The organism is Mucilaginibacter sp. 21P (genome assembly GCF_019331605.1).
Lineage (GTDB): Bacteria > Bacteroidota > Bacteroidia > Sphingobacteriales > Sphingobacteriaceae > Mucilaginibacter > Mucilaginibacter achroorhodeus.
The window spans coordinates 4,291,932-4,318,834 of record NZ_CP063061.1 but is presented as its reverse complement, the minus strand read 5'-3'; the positions used below and the strand labels follow the sequence as shown (position 1 = coordinate 4,318,834).

Here is a 26,903-nt window from a genome sequence, read left to right as displayed (position 1 = left end):
TGTATGTTAGTAAAAATATGAAATTAATATTACCGCTATTGCTCATTTGTTTGGCCTTTGGCAGTGCTAAGGCGCAGGATGATAAACCTGCTGCCCCAATACACCTTGGCAAGAATGATACCGTTAAGGTATACATGACCAAACTTGACGGCGAACTGGTGCCCTGGATTGTGGCGCAGCCGGTAAATATTGTTGACACCCGTATTTTTGCCAGCGAGGCTGACAGATTGGCTTACCGCAGGTTAAAGTATAATGTGATGAAGGTGTTGCCTTATGCACGTTTTGCTGCGCAACGCTACATCCAGTTGCAGCGCGACCTGGCCCTTACTGCTGATAAGAAAAAGCAGAAGGAGTTGATGAAAGCCTGTGAAAGTGATGTAAAGAACCTTTTTAACAAAGACATAAAAAACCTTACCATAAGCCAGGGCGAAGTGCTTATAAAATTGGTAAGCCGCGAAACGGGTACCACCAGCTTTGCGTTAGCTAAAGAGTTAAAGGGTGGTTTTAACGCATTCCTGTTTCAATCAGTTGCCCGCATATTTGGGCATAATCTTAAAGAGACTTATAACGCCTCTGAGGAGCGCGATATTGAAGCTATCCTGAACAATGTGGGATACGTTTCTAACTACAATTAAATGGATAGTAAAAGCATCTACCAGTTTACCGTTGAGAAAATTGACGGTGACGTTGTCAATCTTTCGCACTATAAAAACAAGGTACTTCTGATCGTTAATACCGCTTCTCAGTGTGGGTTTACGCCGCAACTGCAGGATATAGTTGACCTGAAAAAGGAATTTGCCGATCAGGATTTTGAGATACTGGCATTCCCGTCAAATGATTTTGGCCAGCAGGAACCACTCGAGGGCGCTGCTATTGAAGCCTTTTGCCACAATTACGGTAACAATTTCCCTTTGTTTGAAAAGATAAGGGTGCGCGGCCCGCATGCGCATCCGCTTTACCAGTTCCTTGCAGACAAAAAATCGAACGGAAAGGTAAAGGCAAAACCCCGCTGGAATTTTCATAAATATCTTGTAGATAGGGAAGGCCACGTGGTCGATTTCTTCTTTCCTTTTACTAAACCCACAGCATCTAAAGTAAAAAAGAGCATTAAGCGCCTGCTGGCTGCCGATGCTGATAATACAAGTTCTTCTGCCAAATGAAATTAGATATTTTAGTTTTACCCGTACACCCTGATGATGCCGAGTTGGGATGCGCCGGAACGATATTAAAGCACGTTAAATTAGGTTACAAAGTTGGGATAGCCGACCTTACCCGTGGCGAATTAGGCACCCGCGGCTCTGCCGAGATACGTGATAAAGAAGCTGCAAAAGCTGCCGAAATATTGGGCCTTACCGTTAGAGAAAACCTGGCTTTGCCCGATGGCTTTTTTGAGAATACTAAAGAATACCAGCTTAAAGTGATCGCGATGATACGCAAGTACCAGCCGGATATCCTGATCACCAACGCTTACCATGACCGCCATCCGGATCACGGTCGGGCTAACGAACTGGTTGAGGCTTCTGCTTTTTTGGCCGGCCTGCGCCGTATTGAAACGTTTGATGATAGGGGCCAGCCCCAGGAAGCATGGCGACCAAACCAGGTGCTTCATTTTATACAGGACAGGTATATTAAGCCAGATATCATAGTTGATGTAACGGATTTTTGGGACAAAAAGATAGAAAGCGTTTATGCCTACAGCTCGCAGTTTCATAGTGAGGAGTATAGCAAAGATGAACCGCAGACCTACATCTCTTCGCCCGAGTTCATCGACCAGATAAACGGCCGTGGCCGCGAGTTCGGCAAAAGCATTAATGCCAAATACGGCGAAGGCTTTACTTCGAGGAAGATATTAGGGGTGAATGATCTGTTTGATTTGAAATAGGTTTTCTAACGATTAATAATCAGGAACGGTTTTTTTTAATTGTTAAAAGTCAACGGAATGGATGCAAAAATAATAAATGCAATAAACGAAAAGTTCAGGGCTGCAAATATCATAGACCTTTTAGTCCAAGGCAACGTTACAATCAATGGCATACCTGAGCTTGAAAATTTTTTCTTAGGATCAGGAGAAACGATTGAAAGCGTCCTTCGTAACGGAATAGCTTCTTTGAGAAAAGGATTTTATAAAATAATTCAAGAACCTTTCTATAAAACGAATATTGAGTATCCTACGTTTGCTGCTACCGTTCTATATTTTCTTAACAATAGCGATAAACTTATTAAGTACACAGCTAACATAGGACCGCTTACTAATGTGGAAGCTAAATACCAAGTGGATTATAGAACAACAACAAATTCTCGAGATCAGTTAGTAAGAGATTTTCTTAGCGACAAGAAGAATGATGATTCTCGAACATTTTATTATAATTCTAAAAAGAAATTTTATCAAAAAGCATACTTAGAAAATAAGTTGTTTGTTGTGAAGAAATCCGGCTATTCCACCAACGTCGACAATTACAAAGAAGTTCATTGGATATTTTTAACTTAATCATAAATTGTAAACGAAAAATGCCGCTCATTTCAGTGGCATTTTTTATGCAATAACGTATTCAAAACGGTTACTGTCGTGGTTGCGCTCACGGCGCAGTTTGTTTTCCTTTGAAAGCTTTAAAAGAATCCCTGACAATTCCGACGTTTTGAAATCAGAATTAAACTTTTCGCGGCAGTATTCTGCTATGGCTGATATCGAATGCGGTGTGCGGAAATAATCGCTGCTGAGCAACTGGTTAAGAACCTTTGTTGCGCCAGGTTTTTTCCGGCTGTTGGTGCCATCATTGTCGTCATGATCGGCTGCGGCACGCCTGGCGCGTTTATTGAAAACTTCAGACCCTTCCGCTTCACCTTTCTCCGCCTCTATCATTTCGTCCAAAAGCCTTTCTACCACTTTTACCTGTACCGCTTCAGACTGGAAAGAGTTGACAACTTCGGCAAGTTCCGTTAGTTGTTTTTTTAATTTTTCAATATACCTGTTCATTGTAAATCTCGCTTCAATATATTACGATGTAAAGTGATGGAAAATAACAGCAGTTATTAGATATATTATTATAACGATACGCGCTGATTATATTATCCAAACAATACAAAAAAAGCGCCTTTAGAGTACTTAAAGGCGCTTGTAGCAATATTATTACAAAATGTTTATAATGCAGGCAATATCTTTTCCATCACATCTAATCCGGCGTCAATATCTGCTTTCTCAATGATCAATGCCGGCCTAAAACGTATGGTTTTATCACCACAACCTAAGAACATTACCTGGTGCGCTAAACCATGATCCATAAAGCGGTTGCGAGTATCGCTGTCGGCAAAATCAAAAGCGGTTAGTAAGCCCTTACCACGTACGTTGCTTATCAAGCCATGTTTGGCCTCTATCTCATGTAAACGCTGTTGCAGGTAAGCGCCTGTATCGGCAGCTTTATCGCAAAGTTTATCCTCCTCAATAATTTCCATGATCTTAGCAGCCCTAACCATATCTACCAGGTTGCCGCCCCAGGTAGAGTTAATGCGCGATGAAGTATTAAATACGTTATGTTCTACCTCGTCAACACGCCTGCCGGCTAAAATACCGCATACCTGCATCTTTTTGCCAAATGCAATAATATCAGGGCGTGCCTTTTCGCCAAAGTGCTGGTGGAGCCAAAACTTACCGCTTAAACCAACGCCGGTTTGCACCTCATCATAAATTAGGAGCGCTTCGTTTTCATCAGCTAAAACACGCAATTGCTCTAAAAACTCGCGGCGTACATGTTTATCACCACCTTCAGATTGTACCGGCTCAATGATGATGGCACATATGTCATCCTTATTGTCAGCGAAGGCTTGTTTTATTTGTGCAATAGATCGCTTCTCTCTATCTATCAGATCCTGTAGATTACCATCTGTTAACGGAAAACGGATCTCTGGTACCGATACCCGGGGCCAGTTAAATTTGGCGAACCATTTGGTTTTCACCGGCTGCGTATTGGTTAAGCTCAGCGTATAACCTGAACGACCGTGGAAGGCATGCTCAAAGTGCAAAACCTGGTGGCCTTTTTCTTCGGTGTAACCCTTGGCAAAGTTCTTTTGCACTTTCCAGTCCATAGCTGTTTTTAAGGCATTCTCAATAGCAAGCGAACCACCTGCGATAAAGAAGGCATGCGGCAGGTAATCAGGGATCCCAACACGATCAAAAGTATCAACAAACTGTGCGTATTGTTCGGTGTAGATATCTGAGTTGGATGGGTTTGTTAACGCCGCCAACATCAGGTTTTTTTTAAAACCCTCGTCGTTTATCATTTTAGGGTGATTGTAACCCAATGGTACCGAAGCGAAACAGGTAAAAAAATCTAACAGCGTACGATTATTTTTTGCGTCGTAGATCTGCACGCCCTGGCTGCGTTCCATATCAAACGTAAGGTCAAAACCATCGGCTAATATATGTTTGCTCAAAGTATCATGAACAGTTTGCGGAGTTACTTTCATCTGATGCATTGCAGGTATTTTGGTTTATCCCAAATATAGTGAAATGCCCTCAGCAACGGTAGTTTTGGGGTTTTTGAACCGAAACCTCAAAAAGTAACTTTAAATGAGCTAAACCTATTTTTTGTACCGATGTAAAGAGTGGTATGAAAATATTTTAGAAAAAAAATGTGCAAAGGTGTCTTTTCGACTTGCTATTTCGGGCAGTGTAGCTCCTACGGAGCAAAAAAGCTTCAGCAAGGTTTTCTACAAAGCGGTAGCCCCTACAGGTCAGATTATCAAGCTAAGGAAGGAAGTACCGAAAATAGAATGCTGAATTATGAGAAATAAGTTTTCCATGTTCTGCAAAGTAGGATAAGATCGCAAGGAATTGTGATAAGCGATAATGTCCCGTAGAGACAACCGCTTTGTAGATTATAAACATAGGGTGTGACTTTGCTCCTTAGGAGCTACCCCTAAATGCGTTTGCTCATCAATTGATGAATCTATATTAAATCGCTTGTGCAGTTGACTCACCCCAGACATCTCCGGGGCGGCGGATTGTCTACCCTCTCTTCGATGCGCGAAAAGAGGGTAAAGAAGTAGCTATTTTTCTTACCCTCTTTGCTGCAAGCGGCAGAGAGGGTGGTCGAACGAAGCAAATACCGGGCGAGTCAAATATAAAATTGGCAATTACTCTGATACTTATCGCAGGTCTACCAACTCCGCTTTTGGATAGGCTTTCTTGTCAAATGTAAAAGTGCTTTCACTCACTTTCACGTTAGGTGTAAAGCTTCGCAGTGTGTAAGTGTACTTGCTACCATTCTTGTCAAATATCTGTGCGCTGTAAAGCTGGTTTTTAGCTTTATCTATCATAAGCCTTACCTTAAAATAGCTCGATTTTTCGCTGGTAGGCGTAAGGTCTACCACCTGGTAGGTTTTGCCACCGGCTTTTTGCAAACCGGTGTATATGTATTTATACCCGTTCTCATAAATGGTGAAAAGCTTACCCGGATTAAAGCCTTCTTCGCTGTTATCAGCGTTGCTTAACTGCACTTCGTTAGCATCCTTTAGATAAGTCCACTGGCTTTTGCCATCGCTGATGATCTCCTGGTTGACCTTTTTTGTACCCGGCTCATAAATGGTAACCTTGTATTTATTGGTTTTTGAGCGCGAAACGAGCGTGCCGGTTTGTGTTTCTTTAATATTAGCTTGCTGATTGTCTACTAACAAAGTAAAATCAGTTTTAACAGCATCATAAGTGCGATACTGTTTGCTGAGTTTATTTAATATGGTTTTTGCCTCGGTATCTTTTTGGGCAAAAACGGTAGTAACGGTGGCGGAAAATAATATGATGCAGGCGAAAAGCTTTTTCATGTATGGTTTTAATTTATAAGCACACTGATAACCATTATGCTTTGTAATGGTTTAGAGTGTTGGCAGGTAAATAAGTTTAATCCCGCGGTTTTTGAAGCTCTTCCAGGTGGCGCTCCAGGCTGTATTCGTCAGGGAATAATACATCGCGGGCCTTGCTGCCCTCAAATGGCCCAACAATCCCTGCTGCCTCCAACTGATCGATGATACGGCCTGCGCGGTTATACCCCAACTTCATTTTACGCTGAATGAGTGATGTTGAACCTTGCTGATGGAGTACGATCAAACGCGCTGCATCTTCAAACATGGAGTCGCGATCATCCGGGTCAAACTCTTTAGGGCCGCTTCCGGCTTCGCCATCGCCAACATATTCAGGCAATAACATAGCGGTAGGATAGCCGCGTTGGTTGCCGATGAAGTCTGATATTTTTTCTACCTCCGGCGTATCCACAAAGGCACACTGCAAGCGTATCAGGTCGCTGCCGGTTGATAAAAGCATATCACCACGACCGATCAACTGGTCGGCGCCGCCTGCATCAAGAATGGTACGTGAATCTATTTTTGATAATACCCTGAATGCCAAACGCGCCGGGAAGTTAGCCTTAATGGTACCCGTAATAACGTTAACCGAAGGCCTTTGTGTAGCAATAACCAGGTGAATACCAACAGCACGCGCCAGCTGCGCCAGACGGGCAATAGGCTGTTCAACCTCTTTACCGGCGGTCATCATCAGGTCGGCAAACTCATCTATCACCAGCACAATGAATGGCAGGTAGCGGTGTTTTTCAGGATCGCTTATTTTACGGTTTACGTATTTGGCATTATACTCTTTAAGATTACGCACCTGTGCATCTTTAAGCAGATCGTAACGCTGGTCCATCTCAATACAAAGCGAGTTAAGCGTGTTCACTACCTTCTTGGTATCGGTGATAATAGCATCACCATCATCAGGTAGTTTAGCCAGGAAATGCCTCTCAATTTTGCGGAAAAGGGTTAATTCCACCTTTTTAGGATCAACCAAAACAAACTTCAGCTCAGCAGGGTGGCGTTTGTAAAGCAGCGATACCAATATGGCATTGATACCAACCGATTTACCCTGGCCGGTAGCACCTGCAACCAGTAAGTGAGGCATTTTAGCCAGATCGGCGATGAATACTTCATTAGAGATGGTTTTACCCAAAGCTATAGGCAGGTCCATGGTGTTACTCTGCCATTTCTCGGTAGCTAACACCGAGCGCATAGAAACCATTTCAGGGTGTTGATTAGGTACTTCAATACCAATAGTACCCTTACCAGGCATTGGCGCGATGATACGGATACCCAAGGCAGCAAGGCTAAGGGCGATATCATCCTCAAGATTTTTGATCTTGGAGATACGTACACCCGGTGCAGGGATAATTTCGTAAAGCGTAACCGTTGGGCCAATGGTAGCTTTTATCTTATCTATTTCAATGTTGTAATGGTTAAGGGTCTCAACAATTTTATTCTTGTTGGCCTCTAATTCATCAGCATCTACAGAGATCTTGGCGGTGCCGTAGTTCTCCAGCAGATCAAGCGTAGGCAGTTTGTAGGATGCAAGGTCCAGTTTGTGGTCAAATATGCCAAAAGTATCAACCAGTCCTTTTGCTTTATCATCGTCGCTTGTTTCAATGCTCATCACCGGGGTAGGGCGTTCAACATTAACCGTTAGCGGTATCTCTGTCTCCTCCTCAACTTCCTGCTCTGCTGTAGGCTCGGGCGTTAACGTAACAGGTTCATGTTTTACGTTTACCGGCGTTGGCATTACCTGTTGCTGCCTTACAGGTTCAACAACGGCACTTGCGGCAGCCTCTGCGGCGAGCATGTCCTTTACACGGTTATTGGCGCCGTTACGCGGCCACTCCACAGGGATAGAAATTTCTTCGTTCTCCAATTCAACCGGCTCAGGTGCTATTAAAGGGGCAATATCGTCGTTAAGTCGCTTTTTACGGGCGGGTAATTTGAAATCAATATTATAGGCTATTACCAGCACAGCCAGCGCCAGGAAGATAAGCAAGAAACCTGTGCCGGATTGACCTATTTGAGCTGCAAGCAAACGGTTTGTCCAGAAACCGAAGTTGCCTTCAGCAAAGTGTGGATAATCTGATACAAAAGCATGAACAAAACCAATGGCCACCGAAAGAAATACGATGCTAAATAGCGTATAAGCCAGCATTTTACTTACCGAGAATAACCTGATCTTGAATAGTAGCCGGTAACCTATAATGAAAAATATGAACACAAAAAGGAATGATGCAACTCCAAACCACTCGAAAATGAACTGGTTTGAAAGCAACGCGCCGAATTTACCCAGCCAGTTATCAACCATAGGGTTGGCAACACCGTTCTCCAAAAGTTCTTTAGTGGTCTTGAAAAGATTGCTCCAGCCGCCATTGGCTTTAGACACATAACTTTGGTCTTGCTGCCAGGTAAACAGGTATGATGTAAAAGCAATAAGAAAGAAAACCGATAAAATGAGTGAAAATAAACCCAGTATCTTGATAAGGCGGCCATCGCGCAGGTCGAACATTGGCTGACGCTCGGTTTGGGCCTGTCTTATCTGCCGTTCGCGCTGCGGTTTTCTGCCGCCGCCCTCGCGTGGTTGATTCTCCTCTTTAAAGCTGTTAGATCGAAATTGATTTCCTTTGACCGGCATCCTTCACTCGTGGTTTTTGCAAATATAAAGTTATTAGATAAAACGGATATTTTTAATTTTTTGAGCAGGCAGAACAAAGAATAACGATGGGATTTTGAAGGAAAGATAATTCACCGCTTACAGATTGATAATTCCTAAAAAGTGTAACAAAATTTTGATGTTGTTGTCCAACTGCAAAACCTGTCATGATAAGAAAACTCTTATTAGTTGTCATAATATGTGGCGCTATGGTAAAAACCAACGCACAAACCGTTAACAAGCCCCGTTTAGATAGTCTGTTAGATTTATTAGCCACCAATAACAGGAGCATGGGCAGCCTGGCTATTATGCAAAATGGCCGGTTGGTATATCAAAAAAGTATTGGCTATGCTGCCATCGATAGCCCTTCAACAATCCCGGCGACTGCTGAAACTAAATATCGCATTGGATCTATCAGCAAGATGTTTACCGGTGTAATGGTAATGCAACTGGTAGAAGAAGGCAAACTGTCTGTAACCTCAACCTTAGATAAATTTTATCCCGCCATTCCGAACGCCGCTAAGATCACCATCGGGATGATGATGAACCACCACAGCGGATTGCATAATTTCACCAACGATCCGCAATATTTCAGCTACATGCTAAGCCCGCAAACGCACCAGCAAATGTTAGCCCGAATAACCGCCATGAAGCCGGATTTTGAGCCGGGCACCAAAGGCCAATACAGCAACACCAACTTTCTACTGTTAAGCTACATCATAGAGAAAATAAGCGGTAAAAGTTATCCGGAGCTGGTGAAGCAACGCATAATCAATAAGATCGGATTGAAGGACACTTATTACGGCGATAAAATAAACACCGCTAAAAATGAGGCGTTACCATATGCCTACAGCGGTAAATGGACCAAATTCTCTGAAACAGATATGAGCATACCAACCGGTGCAGGATCAATGGTATCAACACCGGCAGATCTGGATAAATTTATTGTGGCCTTGTTTGATGGCAAGTTAATTAAGCCGGCCAGCCTGGAGTTGATGAAAACGTCTACCGATAATTACGGTTCAGCGATGTTTGCTACACAGTTTAAAGGCCGCAAAGTTTATGGGCATGGCGGCGCTATAGATGCGTACCGGTCTGAACTGGCGTATTTCCCAGAACAAAAATTTGCTGTAAGCTACATATCAAATGGTGGTAGTTTTGATCCATCACGCGTAATGCAGGCTGTTTATAACATTAGCTTTAACGAGCCGTTTGAGATGCCAAATTTTACGGTAGCCAAAGGTTTGGATGATTACATTGGCGTATACAGCAGTAAGCAAATACCGTTAAAGATCAACATCACTAAAGATGGTTCTAATTTGATTGCTCAAGCAACCGGACAATCGGCATTTCCGCTTGATGCCACGAAAACCGAAGGTGTTTTCGAATTTGATAAAGCGGGTATCGTTATGGAATTTAGGGCTGCCAAAGGAGAATTTACGCTTAAACAGGGCGGTAAAGAATATTTGTTTACCAAAGAGTAAATCTGTTGTTGCATTTAAAAAAAGGACGGAAAGCTTAAACTTTGCGTCCTTTTTAATTTAAACGTTTTTTTAGTTTTCTTATTCAAACTGCAATTCCCACTTATCCTCGCCGCCATCAACAATGCGGAAAATAGTTTTTTCCACTGATGCATTTGTGTCTGATGATACGATACGCACGGTTTCGTGGTCATGAAATTCTCCTTCAGTTTTCGGGATCATGATAGCGCCAAGCGTTTCTGGATTACCGGGTATGGTTATGGTTCTCATGGTTGTAAGTATTTATAAAGAATAACAGTGAGAACTCGAAATGGTTTATATGTTTAAAAGTGTCGTTGCAAGCGTAGCGGTAAACTTATAGTACGTATTGCACTGCCATTTTTAATACACAAGTAAGGCATCATTTTGATCAGTTTATGATCTCTAACTGCGAACTTTACTTTGATTGTTTATTATCTAAAATATGTAAAACATCAGTAACGCACACACATTTTTACACTTTACAGGTTTACAGTAATACATTAATTAGCTATGGCATTTATTGATTACTATAAGGTACTCGGCGTAGCAAAAACTGCTACCGACAAGGAAATAAAAAGCGCCTATCGTAAAATGGCGCGTAAGTACCATCCCGACGTAAACCCTAACGACGCTGAGGCCGAAAAGCAGTTTAAACAAGTGAACGAAGCCAACGAGGTTTTGAGCGACCCGGAGAAGCGCAAAAAGTATGACAAGTATGGCGAAAACTGGCAGCATGGCGAAGCTTACGAACAAGCTCAAAAGCAGCAGCAGCAAAACCGGGGCTACACCTATGAAGGCGGCGGCGCACAGGATTTTGGAAGCTTTGATTTTGGCGGTGGTGGCGGTGGAGATTTTTCTGATTTCTTTAGCTCGATGTTCGGCGGCGGCGGCGGCAAAAGCAGGCAATCCGCACGTTACCGCGGGCAGGACCTGAATGCTGAATTACAGCTTAGCTTGCGTGATGTGCTGGAATCAAAGAAGCAAACACTTACCGTCAACGGCAAAAACATCCGTTTAACCATCCCTGCAGGTATAGAGAACGGACAAACCATTAAGATAGCAGGGCATGGTGGCCCCGGTTCAAACGGTTCGCCGGCAGGTGATCTGTACATCACCTTCTCCATACCGGAAGATGCGGAGTTCAAACGTACCGGTAACGATCTGCATAAAAATATAACGCTTGATCTTTACACCGCCATTTTAGGTGGCGAGATCACCGCTGATACGCTAACAGGTAAAGTTAAATTGAAAGTTCCTCCGGGAACTCAAAGCGGCACCAAAGTAAAGTTGAAAGGTAAAGGAATGCCGGTTTATAAAAAGGATGGTCAATCGGGCGATCTATATCTTACTTACAACGTACAGTTACCTACCAAACTAACAGCAGAACAAAAGGACTTATTTGAAAAACTGGCTAAACTACAATAACCATGAAAACAGAGCAAGTAATAAGTGTTGACGATTTTTGCGTGTACCATAACGTTGAATACACCTTTATTGATTACCTGGCTGATGCTGGTTTGGTAAAAGTTACCAGGGTAAATAAAACCAAGTGCATCCCGCTTGATGAAATACAAAAACTTGAACGCATGGTACGCCTGCACACACAGCTTGAAATTAATGAAGCAGGTGTAGCTACCATAAATAATTTGCTACACAAGTTAGAAGATATGCGACAGGAAATGAGTGCTTTACGCAGCAGATTGCGGTTGTATGAACACTGATATTCTGAAAAAGAGTATACTTTTTTTAAACCATGCCCCGTTTTTAAGGTCATATCAACAAATGATAAAATAATTGTAACTAAAAACTACTGTTATGAAAACCTTAAGAATTTCAATTATAGCACTTGTATTAGCCGCCAGCGCACAATTTGCAAAAGCACAAGTGAGTATCGGTATCGGCGTTAATTTACCGGTGCGCCACGTATATTATGAACCAGCTCCGGTGTATTATGATCCGGCACCTGTTTATGCGCCAGCACCCGCGCCGGTATATTACAATCGCCCGGTTGTTGTAGGTGGTTATTATCGCCCGGCTTATTACGGCCGTCGTTACTACCGCCGCCCGGTTGTTGTTGATCGTGTAGTATACAGAGACAACTATTTTCACGGCCGCGGCCACCATTTTGGCCGCAGATGGTAATCTCATCTTTATACATCGAAAGCGCCTTTTCTGGATAGAAAAGGCGCTTTTGGGTTTTAAATGTCATGCGGGGAGGAACGACGCGGCAATCTCTTCGCGTTCGTCTGCCAACGATGAGATTGCCGCGAATCCGATGTGCATCCGAAATCTCGCAATTGTAAGGGTTAGGTAATTCGGTAACAGAATCAGGTATTATTTTTTGTTGTTTAGGGTAGCCATATCAATAGGTTTCTTTCCACCGATACCCTGATGAGGTCTTTCCCAGTTATAGTACACGAGGTATTTAAGCAGTTCATCTTCCAGCTCCTGGAGGCTATCGAAGTCTGTATCTTCGATCAAGTCCTCTTTGAGCGTCCGCCAGAAGCGTTCAACCTTGCCGTTAGTTTGCGGCCGGTAGGGTTTCATATATCTTCTTTTGATACCTGTTTCGACCAGCATACGCTCAAAGGGGTGGTTATGCTTGTTCATGCTGGTAGCCGTTCCGAACTCCGGTCCGTTGTCTGCAATGATCTCCTCCATCTGGATGCCGAACTCCCGTTTGAGCGCCTGCATGCAATGCATCGCGGTGAACATCGTAGTGAGTGCTGTGATATCTGTCATCACCTGTGCCCATGCCAGGCGGCTGTAGTCATCCAGTACGCAAAGCAGGTACAGTTTTCTGTTTTGTCCGCGTATAACGCTTTTACTTAAATGATGGCAATCGATATGTCCTAACTGGCCCATGCGCTCCTTGACGATCTTTTGTTTGATTTCCCTGTCAACCGGTTTTAAACGGTTACGCCCATTGCGCTTCAGAATATTGTAAATACCTGATGGCGATGGTGTAAAGGTATTGGATTTCTGCCTGAGCTGGCTGTTGATCTCGAACTTATTGCAGCCTTTATCCCGCAATTCGAGCACTTGCTGTTCCTCAACCGGCGAAGGCCTGCGACTGCCGTACTTCGGCCCGCGCTTCTGCGGAAGCAGATCAAGCTCATTGCCTGATTGTTTGAATAGATTGTAGTATTTCAAAAACGCTCGGGCATCGGTATCATGGGCCAAATAGAAATCCCTGGCAAAGCGATAAACAGGATGTTCCCTGCGTTTGACCTGCTCGTATTCGCTGATCAGAAAACGGTATTTGCTCAGATAATTCCGCTTTAACGTAAGGTCATTATTAATGTTCCGCATAACAATATTGCTTTATTCTTTAAAGCTAATTCTGTTACCGAATTAATTGACCTTTACAGCAATGACACTATCGTTTACTATTTAATCTCCAACTCCCTCATCACTTCTTCAAAAAGCCATTCAACGCCTGCTGGGTAAATTCGGAAAGCACCAATTCCCCGCTGATAGCTGCGCGTTCGGCAAGCAGTTGGTCCCAATTCTCGGTACCCTCCCAAAGTATTTGCTTTAAGCCTGCAAGCGCACCCGGGTTATAGGATGCCAGCTTACGGCTCAGCGATAATACAGCTTCGTTGAGTGATGGTATATCGTCATAAACTTCGTTAAACAAACCTTTTTCTAAGGCCCAGTGTGCTGTCTGGAAATCGCTTGCGCGGATGGTAAGCTGTGAAAATGCAGCTAACCCTACCTTGCGGATAACAACCGGCGATATTACAAATGGGCCGATACCTATTGCCAGTTCGCTTAATTTAATGGATGCGCTTTCTGTTGCCAGGCAGTAATCCGCAGCCGCCGCTAATCCCACGCCGCCGCCAACGGCTTTACCCTGTACACGTGCTATAATGATTTTGCCGCAAGTGCGGCAGGCATTGATAACATTGGCAAATCCGGAGAAGAAAGATGCACCCGTATTTTTATCTTTTATCTCAAATAGTTCGTCAAAACTTGCACCTGCACAAAACGTGCGTTCGCCACCGCTTTGCAGCACAATAACCCGCACGGAAGCGTTACGGCCGGCTTGTTCTACAGCATAAGCCAATTGCTTAAGTAAATAGGATGGAAGCGAATTTTGCGACGGATGAAAGAAACTGATGGTAGCTATACCTTCATCGGTAACATTAAAGCTCACTGTACCGTTATCATTAGTGTTCATGGTTCTTATTTGGTAGATATGTGCCAATATAGCATTGCCGCACGCAAAAGACAACTCTTATGTTTAAATAAGAAATGCAGTAGACATAATAGTTAACTTAAAAATTATTCTTTATAGTTTTAAAACAACCATGGATTGTAAAAACCAACTTTAAAAGTTATTATTGTGTTTTAAGCAGTATCTCTCTTTGAATTTTCCCTTCCCGGACATTTAACTGCGCAAACTGTGATGGATTACAACTACCTGAATTTACCTGCGAACGAAAATATTTTCCGTACGCTTATAGAAGAATCGCCATCTCCCGTGGGGCTGTATGTAGGTCCGGAGCTTGTTATTCAACTGGTAAATAAGTCTATACTAAAAGTTTGGGGCAAAGATGAATCGGTTTTAGGCAAAACTTTTCTGCAAGCGCTTCCTGAAATGGAAAACCAGCCTTTTGTGGGCATCCTGAAAAATGTTTTTGCAACGGGTATACCTTACGAAGCTAATGCAGAGAAAGTATTTCTGTTTATAGATGGCGAGCTAAAAACATTTTATTTCAACTTTAACTATCAGCCTTTAAAAGATGAGCAAGGTAAGGTTTGGGGCATATTAAATACAGCATCAGACGTTACGGAGTTGGTGCTTACACGCCAGAAACTGGCAGATACCGAAGAGCGCATCCAATTTGCCTTAGATTCGGCAGGTTTTGGTACATGGGACTTTGATCCGCAAAATAATACCGTAAAGTGGGATGACAGGTGTAAGCAGCTGTTTGGCTTTTCAAAAAATGACGAGATCAATTACAACGATCTGTTAAAACATATTCATCCGGACGACCAGGCTTTGGTTGACGAGGCTGTGCAACAGGCGCTAAAACCAGATGGCGAAGGAAGGTACGATATCGAATTCAGAACAATTGGGGCCGAAGACAAAATTACGCGCTGGCTGCGTTGTAAGGGTAAAGCTTATTTTAATGAGAATGGTAACTGCATCCGTTTCGCAGGTACCGCGCTTGATATCGGGTCGGAAATTAACGAGCGGGATGAGCAACGACGCCTTATTACGTTGATAGATAACACTTCAGATTTTATCAGTCTCTCAGAGCCATCAGGCAACGTCACTTATGTTAACGCCTCTGGTAAGGCAATGCTGGGGTTAGGTAAAGGTAATAAGGTTGCACACAATTCGCAGTTTTTAATGCCTGATGATGCAAGGCGTTTAAATGAAGAAATAAATCCCACGCTTTTGGAAGGTGGTAAATGGAGCGGGCGTGTAACCTTCAGGCATTTTGTTACTGGCGAGGCTATCCCGGTGCAAGTTACCTCCATCATGATATTTGATACGTATGGTGCACCTCGCGGGCGTGCAACAATAGCACGTGATCTGAGGCGCGAACTGGCCGATAAAGTTGCGTTGATACAAAGTGAACAATTACTGCAAAAGTTAACCAGTGCATCGCCTACTGCCCTGTGGATCGCTGATGCCGAAGGATTAATAACCTATGTTAATAAAACCTGGGCAGATTGGACAGGCCAATCCATTGAAGAAACCCTGGGCACCGGTTGGCTAAATGCTATTGTAGAAGAAGATAGGGGGCGTGCGGCACGCAAATTTATACACGACCTTAACAAGCAGCGGGTATATGATATAGATTTTAGGATGCAGCGCAATGATGGTGAGATCCGCTGGTTTATTGCCATCGGGAACCCACAGTATGATGCTGGTGGCAAATTCACGGGCTACGTTGGTTCGTGTACAGATGTTACGGAGAAAACCAAAATAGATATAGCGCTCCAGGAAAAGAACAATGAACTGAATGACCAAATAAGCCAGTTTGCTTTTGTTACCGATTTTATGCCCGCCCAGCTGTGGACGTTTGATACCGGCGGCATGCTCGATTATGTGAACCGCCAAACCAAACATTACTTCGGCTTACCTGTTGAGGAGATCTTTGGTAATAAATGGCTGCAGTTGGTGCATCCGGAAGATAGGGAGCGTTGCAGCACCCAATGGCTGCAAGCTTTGGCAACTAATGAACTATTTGAGTGTGAGTTTCGCTTATTGAACAGCGCAGGTGAGTATCGCTGGCACTTGTCGCGTGCGCTGCCTTTTACAGATGACGGCGCGATAGTGAAATGGTTTGGTACCAATACCGATATTGATGAGCAAAAGCAGCTGGCCCGCCAAAAGGATGATTTTCTTGGGATAGCCAGTCACGAATTGAAAACACCGGTAACCAGCGTAAAGGCTTATGCACAAGTGCTTGGCGCAATGCTAACCCAGGAGGGTGAGGATAAAAAGGCGGGCATGGTGATGAAGATGGATGCCCAGTTGAACCGCCTAACCAATTTAATAGGTGACCTGCTGGATGTTACCAAAATTAACTCCGGAAAGATACTGTTCAACAAAACATGGTTTGATGTTAATGCCGTTGTACAAGACACTGTGCAGGATATACAGCACACCACTAACCGGCATATTTTGGTGATGGATTTTGAGGAAGCCGGGCAGGTTTATTCTGATAAAGAACGAATTGGCCAAGTACTAACCAACCTGATAACCAACGCTATCAAGTATTCGCCGCATGCCAACAGGGTAGTTATCGGTACCCGACGCGAAGAAGATAGTGTAATTGTAACTGTACAAGATTTTGGAATTGGAATACCGAAGGAGAAGCTCGAAAAGGTTTTTGAACAGTTTTACCGTGTAGGCGGAAGTAACCAGCACACATTCCCCGGATTGGGGCTGGGATTGTACATTTCCAACGAAATTATTCGCCGCGAAGGAGGAAAAATGTGGGTTGAAAGCGAAGAAGAAAAAGGGTCTGTTTTTTGCTTCTCACTTCCTGTTATCAAAGATGTGGTAACCGAAAACTAAATAATTTGATCACAGTTAAACCAGCCTTCACTTTTTAGATCAAAAAAGTGAGGGGACTGAAAATGAGCGAGAGACCGAAACGAATTATGATAGCCGATGACGATCCGGGGATCGTAGATGCTGTTCAGATGCTTCTTGAGTTTGAGGGTTACGAAGTTAGTAGTACCGTTGATGGCTCAACAGTGCTTAATATACGCGAAGAACTACCCGATCTGTTTCTGCTTGATATATGGATGAGCGGCGATGACGGGCGAGACATTTGCCGTAAACTTAAATCGTTGCCTTCAACCAAAAATATCCCGGTAATTATGATATCTGCCAGTAAAGACATTGAGCAAAGTGCCCTTGATGCCGGTGCCGATGACTTTATAGCGAAACCTTTTGAAATGGACAATCTGCTGCACAAGATAGGCAGCTTTGTAAATCTTTAATTATCATTTCGATCTTGTTGGGTTTGAACGGGCTTATCTAAAGCACGCCCGGGTTCGTAATGCAAACCAGGAGTTAACCAGTACAACAAAATAACCCTTGAATACCGGTAATTAAACGGCGAAAGTATAAATATCACACCCAGTAACACACACACATACAACCATGGCGAGTTTGAGCCGGTAAGGGTATGCAGGCCAACTGCAAAGGTCACCATCTCTGCAACGTTTAAAGCGTAGCTAACAAACATGGCCACATACCAGTAACCGGGTTCGCGCTCATAATACAGGTTGCAATGTGAGCAACGGTCATGCATTTTTTGTCCGCTAAAGCTATAAGTAGGTGAGGCAAATATGTCGCCACGGCGACAACGCGGGCATTTGGCTTTTACCAGGCCTACCATCATTGGTACATACCCGTTGGGCTCTTTATCGTTGATTTTCATTGTGCTACGGGGTTTTTTCTAAAGTCTTCGGGGTTAAAGCCGGTATATTTTTTAAAGAATTTGCTGAAGTAAGAATTATCAGCAAAGTTGAGTTTGCCGGCTATCTCGTTTATGTTCATGCTGTGGTTCACCAACAGGCGTTTAGCTTCTAATATCACCCGGTTGCGTATCAGTTCACCTGCAGAAATTCCGATCATATCGTTACATAGCGCATTCAGGTGATTAGGCGTAATGTATAAGAGTGCAGCATAATCTTTGGGTAGCCGCAGGGTTGTAAAGTTTTTATCAACCAGTTTTCTAAATCCCTGCAGCAGTGTATAATTGTAGTTAGGTGCGCCGGTGTGTTCTTCTTTTAAACCCTCGCGGGCAACCGTAATAAATAACTGCAGCATCAATGCCCTTACCATATCAAGATCAGGGCGGTTGGTCCTATCTGCTTCTTCCAGCAATTTCTCAAATAAAGCTGCAAGCTCTTTGCCGGTTGTGTTGCTCAGATTTATCACCTCGTCATCAACATTGCCACTAAAAAACGTAAAACCTTCGAGATAATCAGGCCGAAGTAAGAACGACTGAAACAGCTCCGGCGAAAAATTGATGATATAACCATCAACCTCACCCTCAAAGTCCCATCGGTGTACTTGTCCGGGTGCCATGAAATAGATCTGGTAGGACTTTATTTCAAAGTACTTAAAATCGATAGAGTGTTTGCCGCCGCCTTTTGTAAAAAGTACTACGTGATAAAATGTGTGTTTATGCGGCAGAGTTAAGTTTTGATGTTTAACAAGGTAAGGCGCAAAACGGCTTATCAACAAATCATTATGCTGATGATCAGCCAACGAATAAATGTCATAAATCGGGAACGCCTTATTCATACCACAAAGATATTGAACTATTACCTAAGGCAATGGTACTGATTGCTGTTGTTATGGTACTATTTACTGATAATTGAATAGTGCCATAGCTTTTGATTACTTTGTCTTGATACAAAGTAATCAAAGATCAAGTCAGCAAAGAGGCTTCTCTACGCATATTGCCTTTGCCCTGCAAGCCAGCAGAACCACTGGCTGCAAAATCTTGCCGCTACCTTGTTCGCTCATACCGCCCGCTTCACGCAAGTATTGCTATGCTTTTGCTGCTGCGCAAGGCCACCATTGTTCTGCCCGCTTCGCCGGAAGCTTTATTGCTGACAAATAAAATAAAAGGAATAGTAAAAACAGAACGTAACCGAAAAATGCTGCATAGTGTAACGTGCGGATAGCACAGGTATTGCTAAAGAAGAAACTTTGTAACGCGTTACCGTAGCAGCGAGTTTTTTCTTTGGTTACTTTCTTTTTTGCGGAAAAAAAGAAAGTAACTTCCACCACCGATCAACGATCTACTGCCTTTCCTAACGAAGAATTGATTAAAAATTTACTCTCCGTACAGAAGTCCACCATTCCAAAAATCTTCTTACTTTCACGTCCATGCAGAAACCCGATAGCCTAATTTTTGATATGGACGGCACCTTGTGGGATGCCGTTGACACCTATGCATATTCATGGAACCTTGTTTTTAACGAGATGGGGATCGATAAGACCATCACCCGTGATGTTTTGGCCGGTATGGTGGGTATGGAAGGCAAGAAAGTGATAGAGATACTGATGCCCGAGTTTGACCATGATAAGCGCGTTGCCATTTACAGCACTGTTAATGACAGACGCCACAATCTCATTCGCGAGAAAGGCGGCATTTTGTACCCCGGCGTGCGCGAGGGTTTAAAGCAACTGGCAGAACATTACCCTTTATTTATACTCAGCAATTGCGCAAAAGGCATCATTCGCCAGTTTATTGATTGGGCCGGTATTGATGATCTGATAAAAGATGAGCTTGCCCACGGCGTAAACTTCATGCCAAAAAACCATAACATCAAATTGCTGATGGATAAGCACGGTTTACAAAATCCGGTTTATGTTGGTGATACTGCTGGCGATGGTGAACAGAGCCGTTTGGCAGGAATACCCTTCGTGTTTGTGAGCTACGGTTTCGGCACAACGGACGATTACGACCTGAAATTTGATGATTTTACCTCGTTGGTTCAATATTTTGTAAACTTATAATGCTGCTGTGTGTTAGGCTGTAAACACATAACACATGAACAGGAAACGCATTATCACCATTATTACTTTAGTGCTTATAGTAGTACTCGGTGGCATATTTTATTACAGGTACTATTTTGTATTTGGCGAAGGTACCAAAGCAGGCACCATGAACTATTTTGTGAAAAAAGGTTACCTATTTAAAACCTACGAAGGCAGGTTGATACAAAGCGGTATCCGTTCGCAAACACAGGGCAATATTTCATCAAACGAGTTTATGTTCTCTGTTACCGATGAAAAGGTAGCCGATAAGTTGAATAGGAGCGCCGGTGCGATGTTAGAACTGCATTACAAGGAATATTTGCATACCCTGCCATGGAGGGGCGTAAGTACATTTGTTGTGGATAGCGTAATGTCTGCCACGCCGGTAACACCTACGGCACCATAAAACATATGGTTATCAAACAAGAAAGCCCATGCAATTTGCACGGGCTTTCTTGTTGCATTCGATTTCCTTAAGCTTCTTGTTTCGCTGAATCGCGCAAGGCCTTTATGGCATCATGGGCTATCTTAAGTCCACTCATGTGGTTGTTTAGCAGGCTAACCACTTTATCATCTTCCCATATAAGTTCTTTATCATCCAACGCCTTGCGATAAGCGCTCTTGGCCACATCTTCCCCGTATTCGCAATCAGCCAGCACAGAGTGGCTGTCTTTTTTTGTAAATGCAGATTTCACGTCCATCCAGGTATGGTAAAATTTGCCGGAAAGTGTTGTACCGTCGGCAGGTGATCCTCCCAGCGCATGAATGTAATCGTTAAGCTCATTAACATAGCCTTTGCTTTGGTCAATGTAGCCTTCAAAAACAGTTTTTAAACCGCTGTCGTCTGTGCCTTCCAAAGCTTTTTGGTAGCCCGCAATACGGTCGTTGTTTATTTTTATCAGGTCATTAAGCGCTGATATCTGGTGTTCTATGTGTTGTAATGTTCCCATGTTATTTTGTAATTGTTACAATACCAACATGGGGCTTGGGTTAAATGTTTTAATTTTGCAGAAAATAAGCGGAGCGCGTTGCGCCTAAAATTTTCGCTAACAGGCAGTTGTAAATAGTTGTATATCAACTAAATAATTGCTGCTCATCGGTATAATAAGTTTTTCGGCTGCCTGCATCGATCTTTATTTCCGCCCCTTTAGGGCTGGCCTTCTTTTTTGAATTGTGGATAAGCATAAAATCTCGCACTTCACCGGCAATAATATCCGGATCGTGTTTGATGATCTGTTTTTGCGCATCAGTAAGTACCGAGTGTACTGACTTGATCAATGCCTTTATCTTGTCATCAGGTATTTTATTAGCTACCGAAAATGGCGATATCCCGGCATCCCACAATATTTCATCAGCATAGGCATTGCCAATGCCGCGAATGATCTTTTGATCCAGTAAAACGGTTTTGATATTGGTTTTCTTTTTAGCCAGGATATTTTTAAGATAATCAGCATTGGCCTCTTTTGATAAAGCATCTGGTGCCTGTTTTTCTTCGGGATTGAGGGTGAGGTTGGCAGCTTTTTGGAAGTCAGTTAACACAAGTCCATCTCCGTCTTCAAAAAGCAATTCAGCGATGCTGTATTTTTGGTCACTTTTCCCGGTAAAGAAAAATAGCTTACCGTGCAGCATCAGGTGCATAGCAAGGATTGTTTGCTTATCGAATTCAAAATAAAGTTCTTTGCCCTCACGATAAACAGATGTAAGTTTTTTACCTGCTAAAGCGTCCTGTAATTCCTGCTTGCTAACGTTTAGCTTAGCGGTGTGCATGGTTATCTGTTTAAGGATTTTACCTTTTAGTTTCTTTTGCAGGTTGTGGCTAAATACTTCAAGATCGGGTAGCTCCGGCATTTTGGTTTTTTTTACTATTTGGTGGTGGTATAAAAATAAAACACGGCAATCTATCAAATGTTGTCAACCAAAGGTGGTTATTAAACGTATCTCTTTGTAGAAATCACCTTAAAAAAATAACATGCCTCATATTAAAGCCGTTTCGGGCGTCAATTTACCCTTTAAAGTTCCCCAGCAAGACGTAAAGGGACAGGCCCGCGCCTTATTTGCCGGCAATGTTGAACACGCCGACCGCTTGTTGCAGGCCTTTGACAACACCGGTATCATTACCCGTAATTTTGTGAAGCCAATTGAATGGTATGGCGAAAGCAATACTTTTGAACAGCGCAACAACGATTATATTGATATTGCACTGCAATATTCCATACAGGCAACAGAACAAGCCCTTGAGGAAGCAGGCGTAAGTAAAGACCAGCTCACGGATATCATTTTTGTATCCACAACCGGCCTTGCCACACCAAGCATCGATGCCCTCATCATTAACAACATGCGGTTGCCCGAGCATATTAACCGTTTGCCCGTATGGGGTTTAGGTTGCGCAGGAGGGGTTGCGGGTGTTGCCAGGGCCGCTGCTATAGCCAAAGCCAACCCCGATGCCGTAGTGTTATTAGTGGCAGTTGAACTTTGTTCGCTAACGCTTATTAAAAATGATTACAGTAAAAGCAACTTTATAGGCTCGAGCCTTTTTTCTGATGGTATTGCCGCTTGCATTATAACTGGCGATAATCATGACAAAGACAATAAACAGTTGACTGTGAAAGCCAACAGCAGTAAATTGTATTATGATGCGCTTGATGTGATGGGTTGGGATTTTAGGGACGATGGCTTTAAGGTTGTTTTTTCTAAAGATATCCCTACTATAATCAACAAATACATTAAAGATGATATAGATCAGTTTTTGAAAAAACAGGGCGTGCAATTAAGCGACATCAGCAACTTTATTTTCCATCCCGGAGGGCGCAAAGTGTTGGAAGCCTACATGGGCGCACTTCATATTGATGAAGCACAGCTTGCTAATACGCGCAATGTTATGACAGAAAATGGCAATATGAGCAGCGTAACAGTTCTATATGTGTTAGAACGCTTTTTAAAACAAGGTTTTGTTGATGGCTTAGGGCTGATGCTGGCAATGGGGCCTGGTTTTAGCAGCGAAATGCTTTTATTGGATATGAAAAACTAAGCGGAAATGACTTTCTACATCTTTATTGCATTTTTGATATGCCAGCGCCTTTCAGAACTGTATGTATCATCACGCAACGAAAAATGGTTACTGCAACATGGCGCTGTTGAATACGGCCGCGATCATTACCCTTATATGGTTACCATGCATACGCTTTTTATCATCAGCCTGATAGTGGAATATAACCTGCGTCATGAAGTTTTTGCAAATTACTATTTCATAGCATTATTTGTATTGCTTTGTTGCTTAAAGGCCATAGTGATAGCCAATTTAGGCACTTACTGGAATACCCGAATTTACCGAGTGCCTGGTACGCCGCCAGTGGCAACAGGGATCTACAAGTATATTAAGCACCCCAACTACATCATTGTGGTTATTGAGATAGCGGTTATACCGCTTGCCTTTGGTTTGTATTACACCTGTTTCATATTCAGTTTGCTTAACGCAGCAATGCTTACCGTAAGGATAAGAAAAGAAAATGAAGCATTGGCATCTTAATGCTTTCAAGAAGTAGGGTCAGTCTGAGCTTGTCGAAGACCTTTTACAATGACAGGTGGTTCGACAAGCTCACCATGACTAAAGTTATATTCTCAGTCTGAACTGATCGCAGATTTTTATAAACTGCTATTGGCCTGCACCCATTAAAGGCGCAAACTTCTTGCTGTAATCCTGTAGCTGTGCATTTAGTTTGTTGTGCAGATCAATTTGATGTGCTTTCTCGGTGTTTTCAACCAAATGATTAAGCACTTGCATTCCTATCTGTACATCGCGCAAAGGCACACGTTGCGCATCACTTTGTAACAGGTGGTAAAAATAACCGAACTGGTCCATCAAGTATTTATCAATGTTTACAGCCATTTTGTTACCCAACTTGTTATCACCCAGGTTATAGGCCATCTGCGCGAGGTACATTTTACGGCCTGCCAGGTCTATAAACGGATACAGGTCATCAGGCAACTCATTATCAAACTTGTGCAGCACTTTAAGTGCTTTATCGTTTTGGCCGTTGTTATAAAGCGTAGTAGCCAGATCAAGAAAGGTAGTCGTAAGAACCGGATAGAACATGCCGGTTGATTCGGGATCAAGGTATCGCGCGGTCTTAAACTTGCCGAACTTAAATTTGTTCATCACGTTATCATACATCACATCGGCATTCACCTTGCTTAACTGATCGTGATTAGCTGTATCAGCTTTTAACGGCAATAATCGGTAGGTAAAGCCTTCTTTATACAGGTATTGCTGCAAGCCCATCAAATTGTTTGTGCCTACAGTAGTTGCAAAGCAAATAGGGCGTTTCCAGTTGTTGTGCGCCAGGATGTCTATTACCGCGAGATCATCTTTGGTGATGTAGTTTGATGTGTATTTCCACTCGAGTGTATCAGCCAGTTGAGCTTTTTGCGCCGGAGATATCACTTTGTTTTTAATTACATCATCGGCATTAATGGTAAGTTTAAAGTCTTTGGTTGGCAGGTAGTTCACATATTCGCCTCCCTGGCTCTGGCCCTGCATGCTTTTATCGTCAGATGTGATAAAATCAAATATCTCTTTTAATTCCACAGCACCCTTGATACCGCCATCGCTGTAATAGATCACATCGCGCACACCATCCTTATATTTGTTATATGGCATGGTAATGGGCAGCGGAGCAGAGGCGTTCATAGGCCGCTGCATCTGGCGGATGTACCAGGCGCCGCTAAACAGGCTTAGGTTCACAATGCGTACATCTGGTCTTATGCCCTCAACTTCCTGGTCGTACCATAACGAGTAAGTATCATTATCGCCATAGGTGAACAAAATAGCGTTGGGCGGGCAAGATATAAGATAGTTATAAGCCATATCATGCGCCGTCATTTTGGTAGAGCGGTCATGACCGCGCCACTCTTGCTTAGCCATTAACACAGGTGCAATAAGCAAGCAAACTGCGGTAGCAATGTAAGCAGCTTTTTTAACATCTACCTTTTTACGGATACCATCCGTAAGCGCAATTACTGATAGGCCTATCCATATCGCAAATGCGTAGAACGATCCTACATAAGAATAATCGCGCTCGCGTGGCTGCACTGAGGGCTGGTTCACGTAAAATACAACGGCCAGGCCGGTAAAAAACCAAAGCAACACCACAACCAGCGCATCGCGTTTGCGGCGTTCAACGTGGTAAACCAAACCTATTAAACCCAAAATTAACGGGATGCCGTACAACGGTGTGTAAGATGGGTTGCTGGTTACATTTTGTGGAAGATGTTTACCGCTGTCAAAAATACCGGTAGTCCAGTTGCCATCAATGCTTTCGGTGCTTTGCTGCCCGTCAACATCGCTGTAACGGCCTGCGTAGTTCCACAGGAAATAGCGGAAATACATCTGGTATATCTGCCAGCTAAACATCCATTTCATGTTATCGGCAAAAGTAGGTGCTTGTCCCTCGGGTATCTGTCCCCAGCCACGGTAAAATCCCTGGTCGCCGGGGTCTGTGCTGTACATCCGCGGGAGTATGGTATTATGGTCATACTTGTAGCTCAAGGTTTTGCCGGCTACTTCGTATTTTTTTTCGCCTTTTTGGTAGATGGTACTGCCTTCTACCTGGTCTGTTACCTGCGCATCAAAGTACTGACCGTAAAGTAGCGGGTTTTCGCCATACTGGATGCGGTTAAGATAGCCATAAAGTGTAAAAGCATTATCGGGATGCGAGTTATTCAAATTGGTATTTGCTGTAGCCCTGATAGGGATATAGGCAAATGAGCCGTAACCAAGATAGATGAACGCAATGCACAAAAATGCCAGGTTTAACACCGGTTTATTTTTGCGGATGCTGTAAACAATGCCGAACACGATAACACCTATCAATAAAAGGAAGAATACGATAGCCCCGCTGCCAAAGCCCATTCCAAGCGAGTTCACAAAATACAGATCAAAAAAAGCTGCAAATTTGATTGTATAACCTCTGATGCCGTATTGCACGAAGCCAAGTATTACAATACCCGTTAAAAACGCCAGGAAAGCGCTCCATGCCGTGGCGTTTTTATATCGCCTAAAGTAATACACCAAAGCAATTGCCGGTATGGTTAACAGGTTAAGCAGGTGTATACCGATGGATAAACCCATTACGTAGGCTATAAAAACCAGCCATTTATCGGCACCGGGCTCATCAGCGTGGGCATCCCATTTCAATATTGCCCAAAAAACAACTGCAATGCAAAGTATAGATAGCGCAAATACGATGGTCTCTACCGCCGAGAACCAAAAAGTATCGGTAAAAGTAAAAGCCAAAGCGCCTACCAAACCAGCGCCCATTATCACCGTGGTTTGTGCATTACCAAAATCCTTTTCGCGGCCAACAAGCAGTTTTTTGGCAAGTGCGGTAATGGTCCAGAACAGGAACATTACGGTAGCACCGCTGGCAATGGCAGCCATGGAGTTGGTATAAAATGGCACCTTGGTATTATCGCCCATGGATAGCAGCGAAAATACTTTGCCCAGCATGGCAAACAGCGGATAGCCCGGCTGATGCGATACCTGCAAACGGTAAGCGCATGATATAAATTCTCCGCAGTCCCAAAAGCTTACGGACGGTTCTAAAGTAAGGATAAAGGTGGTGGTAGCTATTAAAAAGCATAGCCAGCCAAGTAAGTTGTTAAGTTTTGTGTATTGCATGCGCCACAGTAAAGTTTAGCTGCGGCAAATATCAATAAATAATGCCTTGTTTTAACTTAATGCTAACATGGTTTAACAATTTTAACAGAATTTAACCATGTAGGTGTTGTTTGTGGTTTCTATAATCCTGAAATATCGTGGCTCTCTACGAGTATAAATTTTAATGTTACAATAAATAACGCTTAATTT

At 43.2% G+C, this 26,903-nt stretch carries 27 protein-coding genes; 14 read left to right on the top strand and 13 right to left on the bottom strand.

Annotated features, from left to right (window positions below):
* Positions 1 to 17: 17 nt before the first annotated feature.
* Genes INP83_RS19250 through INP83_RS19235 form a run of 4 tightly spaced genes read left to right on the top strand, consistent with a single transcriptional unit; the run spans position 18 to position 2,488 of the window.
* Positions 18 to 635 (top strand): DUF4294 domain-containing protein, encoded by a 618-nt coding sequence (locus INP83_RS19250; RefSeq protein ID WP_219125550.1) that lies wholly within the window; start codon positions 18 to 20, stop codon positions 633 to 635.
* Positions 636 to 1,160, top strand: coding sequence for a glutathione peroxidase (locus INP83_RS19245; protein ID WP_219125549.1), 525 nt, complete (start codon positions 636 to 638; stop codon positions 1,158 to 1,160).
* Positions 1,157 to 1,882 (top strand): bacillithiol biosynthesis deacetylase BshB1, encoded by a 726-nt coding sequence (bshB1, locus tag INP83_RS19240; protein ID WP_219125548.1) that lies wholly within the window; start codon positions 1,157 to 1,159, stop codon positions 1,880 to 1,882. Before INP83_RS19245 ends, bshB1 begins: the two co-directional genes overlap by 4 nt.
* A 57-nt stretch (positions 1,883 to 1,939) precedes the next feature.
* Positions 1,940 to 2,488, top strand: coding sequence for a hypothetical protein (locus INP83_RS19235; RefSeq protein ID WP_219125547.1), 549 nt, complete (start codon positions 1,940 to 1,942; stop codon positions 2,486 to 2,488).
* Positions 2,489 to 2,533: 45 nt separating this feature from the next.
* Here the strand turns inward: INP83_RS19235 and INP83_RS19230 are convergent, their stop codons facing one another.
* From INP83_RS19230 to INP83_RS19215, 4 genes are all read right to left on the bottom strand, one after another.
* Positions 2,534 to 2,974, bottom strand: coding sequence for a hypothetical protein (locus tag INP83_RS19230; RefSeq protein ID WP_219125546.1), 441 nt, complete (start codon positions 2,972 to 2,974; stop codon positions 2,534 to 2,536).
* Positions 2,975 to 3,138: 164 nt separating this feature from the next.
* Positions 3,139 to 4,470 (bottom strand): L-lysine 6-transaminase, encoded by a 1,332-nt coding sequence (lat, locus tag INP83_RS19225; protein WP_219125545.1) that lies wholly within the window; start codon positions 4,468 to 4,470, stop codon positions 3,139 to 3,141.
* Positions 4,471 to 5,142: 672 nt separating this feature from the next.
* Positions 5,143 to 5,814 carry an outer membrane lipoprotein carrier protein LolA gene (locus INP83_RS19220; protein WP_219125544.1) on the bottom strand — a complete coding sequence of 224 codons (672 nt, stop codon included), beginning with the start codon at positions 5,812 to 5,814 and terminating at the stop codon, positions 5,143 to 5,145.
* 76 nt (positions 5,815 to 5,890) lie between these two features.
* The gene (locus INP83_RS19215; protein WP_146273383.1) at positions 5,891 to 8,485 is read right to left on the bottom strand and encodes a DNA translocase FtsK 4TM domain-containing protein; all 2,595 of its coding nucleotides are present in this window, start codon (positions 8,483 to 8,485) and stop codon (positions 5,891 to 5,893) included.
* 227 nt (positions 8,486 to 8,712) lie between these two features.
* Here INP83_RS19215 and INP83_RS19210 point away from each other — a divergent pair, with 227 nt between their 5' ends.
* A complete protein-coding gene (locus INP83_RS19210; RefSeq protein ID WP_219125543.1) occupies positions 8,713 to 9,987 on the top strand; it encodes a serine hydrolase in 1,275 nt (424 codons plus the stop codon).
* Between the two features lie 78 nt (positions 9,988 to 10,065).
* Here INP83_RS19210 and INP83_RS19205 read toward each other — a convergent pair whose 3' ends face one another.
* Entirely contained in the window at positions 10,066 to 10,254 is a 189-nt protein-coding gene (locus INP83_RS19205; RefSeq protein WP_146273381.1) for a hypothetical protein, read from the bottom strand.
* Between the two features lie 261 nt (positions 10,255 to 10,515).
* Between INP83_RS19205 and INP83_RS19200 the strand changes: the two genes are divergently transcribed.
* The 3 genes from INP83_RS19200 to INP83_RS19190 all read left to right on the top strand — a co-directional run bounded on the left by INP83_RS19200 (position 10,516) and on the right by INP83_RS19190 (position 12,147).
* Positions 10,516 to 11,430, top strand: coding sequence for a DnaJ C-terminal domain-containing protein (locus INP83_RS19200; protein WP_219125542.1), 915 nt, complete (start codon positions 10,516 to 10,518; stop codon positions 11,428 to 11,430).
* Between the two features lie 2 nt (positions 11,431 to 11,432).
* On the top strand, positions 11,433 to 11,726 hold the full coding sequence (locus INP83_RS19195) for a chaperone modulator CbpM (protein WP_219125541.1): 294 nt from the start codon (positions 11,433 to 11,435) through the stop codon (positions 11,724 to 11,726).
* Positions 11,727 to 11,820: 94 nt separating this feature from the next.
* A complete protein-coding gene (locus tag INP83_RS19190) occupies positions 11,821 to 12,147 on the top strand; it encodes a hypothetical protein (protein ID WP_219125540.1) in 327 nt (108 codons plus the stop codon).
* 192 nt (positions 12,148 to 12,339) lie between these two features.
* Here the strand turns inward: INP83_RS19190 and INP83_RS19185 are convergent, their stop codons facing one another.
* Both INP83_RS19185 and INP83_RS19180 read right to left on the bottom strand, forming a co-directional pair.
* Positions 12,340 to 13,317, bottom strand: coding sequence for an integrase core domain-containing protein (locus INP83_RS19185; RefSeq protein WP_219125539.1), 978 nt, complete (start codon positions 13,315 to 13,317; stop codon positions 12,340 to 12,342).
* 100 nt (positions 13,318 to 13,417) lie between these two features.
* Positions 13,418 to 14,188, bottom strand: coding sequence for an enoyl-CoA hydratase/isomerase family protein (locus INP83_RS19180; protein ID WP_219125538.1), 771 nt, complete (start codon positions 14,186 to 14,188; stop codon positions 13,418 to 13,420).
* 228 nt (positions 14,189 to 14,416) lie between these two features.
* On the opposite strand from INP83_RS19180, the gene INP83_RS19175 reads away from it, so the two are divergent.
* Together INP83_RS19175 and INP83_RS19170 are read left to right on the top strand one after the other, a co-directional pair.
* A complete protein-coding gene (locus INP83_RS19175) occupies positions 14,417 to 17,047 on the top strand; it encodes a PAS domain S-box protein (protein WP_219125537.1) in 2,631 nt (876 codons plus the stop codon).
* A 62-nt stretch (positions 17,048 to 17,109) separates the two neighbouring features.
* Positions 17,110 to 17,478, top strand: coding sequence for a PleD family two-component system response regulator (locus INP83_RS19170; protein WP_219125536.1), 369 nt, complete (start codon positions 17,110 to 17,112; stop codon positions 17,476 to 17,478).
* On the opposite strand, the gene INP83_RS19165 is transcribed toward INP83_RS19170, so the two are convergent.
* The 3 genes from INP83_RS19165 to INP83_RS19155 form a co-directional block, all read right to left on the bottom strand.
* Complete coding sequence (locus INP83_RS19165; RefSeq protein ID WP_255563194.1) at positions 17,475 to 17,921, bottom strand: DUF983 domain-containing protein; 447 nt, start codon at positions 17,919 to 17,921, stop codon at positions 17,475 to 17,477. The genes INP83_RS19170 and INP83_RS19165 overlap by 4 nt on opposite strands.
* Complete coding sequence (locus tag INP83_RS19160; protein WP_219125535.1) at positions 17,918 to 18,793, bottom strand: AraC family transcriptional regulator; 876 nt, start codon at positions 18,791 to 18,793, stop codon at positions 17,918 to 17,920. Before INP83_RS19160 ends, INP83_RS19165 begins: the two co-directional genes overlap by 4 nt.
* Before the next feature lie 249 nt (positions 18,794 to 19,042).
* Positions 19,043 to 19,282 (bottom strand): hypothetical protein, encoded by a 240-nt coding sequence (locus tag INP83_RS19155; RefSeq protein ID WP_219125534.1) that lies wholly within the window; start codon positions 19,280 to 19,282, stop codon positions 19,043 to 19,045.
* A gap of 102 nt (positions 19,283 to 19,384) precedes the next feature.
* On the opposite strand from INP83_RS19155, the gene INP83_RS19150 reads away from it, so the two are divergent.
* Positions 19,385 to 20,017, top strand: coding sequence for an HAD family hydrolase (locus INP83_RS19150; RefSeq protein ID WP_146273374.1), 633 nt, complete (start codon positions 19,385 to 19,387; stop codon positions 20,015 to 20,017).
* Between the two features lie 34 nt (positions 20,018 to 20,051).
* Positions 20,052 to 20,444 (top strand): hypothetical protein, encoded by a 393-nt coding sequence (locus tag INP83_RS19145; protein WP_146273373.1) that lies wholly within the window; start codon positions 20,052 to 20,054, stop codon positions 20,442 to 20,444.
* Positions 20,445 to 20,511: 67 nt separating this feature from the next.
* Here the strand turns inward: INP83_RS19145 and INP83_RS19140 are convergent, their stop codons facing one another.
* Complete coding sequence (locus tag INP83_RS19140) at positions 20,512 to 20,988, bottom strand: PA2169 family four-helix-bundle protein (protein WP_219125533.1); 477 nt, start codon at positions 20,986 to 20,988, stop codon at positions 20,512 to 20,514.
* A gap of 124 nt (positions 20,989 to 21,112) precedes the next feature.
* Positions 21,113 to 21,886 carry an Fpg/Nei family DNA glycosylase gene (locus INP83_RS19135; RefSeq protein ID WP_219125532.1) on the bottom strand — a complete coding sequence of 258 codons (774 nt, stop codon included), beginning with the start codon at positions 21,884 to 21,886 and terminating at the stop codon, positions 21,113 to 21,115.
* A 121-nt stretch (positions 21,887 to 22,007) separates the two neighbouring features.
* Here INP83_RS19135 and INP83_RS19130 point away from each other — a divergent pair, with 121 nt between their 5' ends.
* Complete coding sequence (locus tag INP83_RS19130; RefSeq protein ID WP_219125531.1) at positions 22,008 to 23,066, top strand: type III polyketide synthase; 1,059 nt, start codon at positions 22,008 to 22,010, stop codon at positions 23,064 to 23,066.
* 6 nt (positions 23,067 to 23,072) lie between these two features.
* Positions 23,073 to 23,564, top strand: a complete 492-nt coding sequence (locus INP83_RS19125; protein ID WP_219125530.1) for an isoprenylcysteine carboxyl methyltransferase family protein — start codon at positions 23,073 to 23,075, stop codon at positions 23,562 to 23,564.
* Between the two features lie 126 nt (positions 23,565 to 23,690).
* Here INP83_RS19125 and INP83_RS19120 read toward each other — a convergent pair whose 3' ends face one another.
* A complete protein-coding gene (locus INP83_RS19120) occupies positions 23,691 to 26,714 on the bottom strand; it encodes a DUF2723 domain-containing protein (RefSeq protein ID WP_219125529.1) in 3,024 nt (1,007 codons plus the stop codon).
* Positions 26,715 to 26,903 lie beyond the last annotated feature (189 nt).